2 protein-coding genes and 2 pseudogenes are annotated in these 4002 nt (G+C 42.6%); 1 reads left to right on the forward strand and 3 read right to left on the reverse strand.

Annotated elements, in window-relative coordinates:
- Positions 1–485 precede the first annotated feature (485 nt).
- The 3 genes and pseudogenes from F6K57_RS38665 to F6K57_RS38675 all read right to left on the reverse strand — a co-directional run.
- Positions 486–908 (reverse strand): hypothetical protein, encoded by a 423-nt coding sequence (locus F6K57_RS38665; RefSeq protein ID WP_293073909.1) that lies wholly within the window; start codon positions 906–908, stop codon positions 486–488.
- Between the two features lie 243 nt (positions 909–1151).
- A pseudogene (locus F6K57_RS38670) lies at positions 1152–1630 on the reverse strand (IS1 family transposase); the annotation flags it as partial.
- A gap of 199 nt (positions 1631–1829) precedes the next feature.
- Positions 1830–2185: pseudogene (locus F6K57_RS38675) on the reverse strand (IS1 family transposase); the annotation flags it as partial.
- Positions 2186–2466: 281 nt separating this feature from the next.
- On the opposite strand from F6K57_RS38675, the gene F6K57_RS38680 reads away from it, so the two are divergent.
- Positions 2467–3615: a hypothetical protein gene (locus F6K57_RS38680; protein ID WP_293073912.1), complete on the forward strand. Its 1149-nt coding sequence runs from the start codon at positions 2467–2469 to the stop codon at positions 3613–3615.
- Positions 3616–4002: the final 387 nt, after the last annotated feature.

A 4002-nucleotide genomic window follows, 5' to 3' on the forward strand; every position in this document is an offset into this window, starting at 1 on the left:
TAGTATATTACTCCAAAGGTGATCGAGTGATCCAGTGATGGGGTGCTAGGAATGAATGCAACTTGGTATAAACACCCTTCTCACCAGGTATTAAAGCAGGTGCGATCGCAAGCCCCTTCTACTCTCAAGGGAGCCATCCGTTGTGGTTGGCAGTAGGCCGCCATCATGTTGACCAGTCCAGTTCAAGGACTTACGCAAGGCACCCTGAAATCCCCCTTGCCTTGGCACAGGGCTGTTTCATTCTTTGGAATAAATTGTCAAGTCAATAGGCGTGAAAGGGAGGTGGGGTGATGGGGAGAGGTTTTTTTTCAGCTTAAAAATACCTTTTTATTAACTTTAATCCTCCCTATCTCTCCACCTCCTCGCCAATCACATTTTAGTCCGACAATGGAACAGCCCTGACCCTAGGCCAAGTATGTGGCTGTTTCTGCAAAGCTGTACTAAGACTCCGAAAATTTTTCAGCTTGAATTCTAGACCTTCTTCATCAAACTACTTCGTAGATCAGAGCGTATGTAGATCCGCTCCCCCACGCAAAACCTCTTAACTTTCCTCCTGTTGGTTGGTTGACAATAAAACCACCCATGAAGTCATCCTTTCCAAAATCGCGATCGAAAAGTTGGATATTTGCAAAGTTGTTGAAATCTACGAATTTGTTAATATTGCGAGTTTGTCCTGTCTTCATTTTATGGACTCCCCACACTGTTCGGCCATTGACAAGAATATAGGTGTCGTCCCTGTTGAATCGCCCCCAGTCTGCATTAGCCTTGAGAGCCTTAATCGAATACAATTTGAGCGTCAAGCCTCCCTCTATGACAGCCGCTTCTTCGGAAGTTAATTCAGTGAACAGTTGTTTTTCATCAACCAGAGAAAATTCCGAGTTGGAAGTTGTTTTTTCTTTATTTAGCATGGTTTTTCTTCTTGAGTGAAATTGAATTAAGTTTCCTGAAAACCAGTTTTTGGTCCAGGTACAGGGGTAAGCAAAGAGGCCGTAATTAACCCAAATTCATACAGCACGCTATGCTATCAGCAGTTTTGCCATTAAGAGCATCAAGCTTTCTTGATTGCCCTCACTTTGTTTATCACTCCGAAAATCCAATTTTGGACCAGTTTAATGTAAAGTTTTGTAACGAATCACAGAAAAGGTAGTGCGTCAAAGAAGTGTGGGATAGGTGATCAGATCATCCCAATTCCAAGGAGCAGTAGCCAATCCGGCTCTCATGGCAGCAGTATTTTTCTTGCGACTATGAATCCAGATCCAGTTAAAGTAGGTGACCACTAATCTTATTGTTGCTTCTGTTTGTTCCCAAACTTTGCCAAATAAATTGCTGACGACGATGCCAGCGTCCAGTTTGTTGTCGAAGAATTCCATTAGTTCGTTCGTTCTTGTTGGGTTTGTTCTTTACCAATTGAGTGTTCTACAACACCCGTAAGAACACGCTCATAACCTGCCCAACCATCTGTATTCCATTGCTGACAATCTGTTTTCCCTTCCGTATTCGCGACTAATTGAGTGATAAATGCGCTTCTTTGCTTTCCAACTCTATTGGCTAAAATCAGTCCACTTTCTTGGGCTTGTGTCATCCCCACCCAACAATCTCCCACTATTAATTCGTTTTGCAGACAGTGTCTTGATGCAGTCGCTCATGGTTTGAAGTTACCGTAAGACAGTTGAGCCTTAATCAATAAGTTTTACCCCTTTTCTCCATAGCCTACCAACCATAAAGGCTCAACGTAATCAGGTTTGGTCTCCGGGGGAAACCACGGCAGTCGCTCATGGGGGGGACCCCCAAGACCGCGCTGCCTCCCCAAGACCGCGCTGCATCGCTTTTTTGTTTTTTTGGACAAATGACCAGAACTCATCACTAGCAATTTCCTCAACCTCAACTTGCTGTACTTGATCGTTGTGAACCATTTGACCTTTCACAGAAGCTTCTCGGATAATCCTAACTACTGTGTTATAAGCAAGATTTGTTATTCGACTTATTCCTCTAAAACTACAACATAGCTGAATGAGCCTGTAACACCATGGGAATTTGATCTGGCTGAATCTGTGGTGCGGTAATAGAGAGTATCAAAAGTCTCCGTAAAACTTTGCTTGCAGGCTGGGCAGTAATATCGTTGACTTCCCTTACTAGTTTTCCCATGCTTATATGTCTTGTGATGACCGCACAGAGTGCATTCCATAGATAGTGATGATTAGTTTTTCCCAAAACATCATATCATTCCCACACTTCTTTGATGCACTACCACCCCCTCATGAAGGCGCTGCATCGCTTTCTTATCCCCCACACCCGGTCACCCCACACCCCACACCTGACGTCAAAGTAAAAAACCTACCCTTATGAGCTGCTCCCTGCTCCCTGCTCCCTATTTCAACAGTTAATTTTACTTTTGTCCGACTACTTATCATAAAACGTGGAAATTACCCTGATAACTAATTGGACAAGCATTCCTGATCAATGGTCATGAGCAGGCCAATTCAACATATGATGATTAAATCAAAACAATATAAGATTGAAAATCAACAGCGGGAGCAGGTTTTGGCAGAACTAGTTGAGCATATTTTGCGTACCCGTAAAGTGTGTCGCCCACGGCCAGGTCATCCTCTATCTGGCATCTATCTAGAGATCTATCAGACCGTACAAGAGCAGCTCAACCATAAACTTGAGGAGGCTATTGATAGCCGATATCTACAAATGACTTCTGATCAGGAGTGGGCGTCTTGGCGGGATAGTGTCTTTAAAAAGGTACTCGACGAGGGTCGTCTTCAGCAGCTAGCCCTAGAAGCACAACGACACCAACTCAATACCCCAGAGCGATTTTATGCCTTAACGGAATTGCTCAATGCCATTAAGCTTTCTGGTAAGCTTTACCATCGAGGCAAATTTTCCCCTGAGGTCTATGATGATGCTGTGAATCTGACATTGTATTATGTTTATCAAAACCTCAATCACTACAATCGAGAAAAAGGAAAATTTATAGCCTGGGTCAATTATCGCCTCAATAAGATGTTACAAAAAGCTCAACAAGACCTGACTGACCCATTTATCCAAGCTCAATCTGGCAAAATTGTCAGAATTAAATATCAGTTGATCGCTCTTATTAAAAACACCAAACTAGATCATGTGATTGTTTGGATAACACTGACCATCAAAGGCTTAATTACAAACAAGACCGATGCCGGTAACGTTACTAAAATTTTGATAGTATTATTTTTGTTGTGCCAGTTAATCGCAAAAGACCGAACCACAGGAGATTCATTAGTGTTTGAGATGGCTAAAGCCACTCTGCCTTTGCCCGCAAACTTGTCTGAGCTGACTGGGGAATCGCTCACCATAGAGACTGTGGCACAACCGGAAACAGAACTGACGTTGTATGACCAGGTCAGACACTATTTTAAAGAAGACCCGGAAAACCTGTTGCAGAAACATATCAAAAACCATCCTGAAGCTACCTTGCAAGTGATAGGGTTAGCCTACCTCGACGGAAAAAAATGGCAAGAGATATCGGATTCTTTAGGAATTAAAATTTCATCCCTCAATAACTTCTTTCAACGTAATCTTAGGAAATTAGCCCCTGAAATCAAGAGATATATAGAGGAAGAGCTCGACTGAAAATGCTATAAACAAATATGTAAGTCATCAGCCATCAGCCATCAGCCTTGGGAGCATCCCATTTTTTCACATAACACTTTAAATTATGCTTTTAATCCCTAGTATTTTCGTTAGTTTGAGCAATGGATTTGCCAAATTGGGATGCTCCCTCAGCCTTTTGCCAACGGCTGAATGATTACAGAAATATAGGCTTGTGTAAATCGCTGCTTAATCTGCTCAAGACATCAACCTACATCAACACGCAAAAGGCATGCATGCCAGAAGTTTTTAAGAGGTTGTCTGAGAAGTATTATTTGCTACATCCAAGCCCCCTAAATCCCCCAATTTTGGGGGACTTTTAGAAGCAAATTGACTCTTGTTCCCCCCAACGTTGCTATCCATTAGGCA

It is taken from the genome of Moorena sp. SIO4A5 (assembly GCF_010672005.1).
Taxonomy (GTDB): Bacteria; Cyanobacteriota; Cyanobacteriia; order Cyanobacteriales; family Coleofasciculaceae; genus Moorena.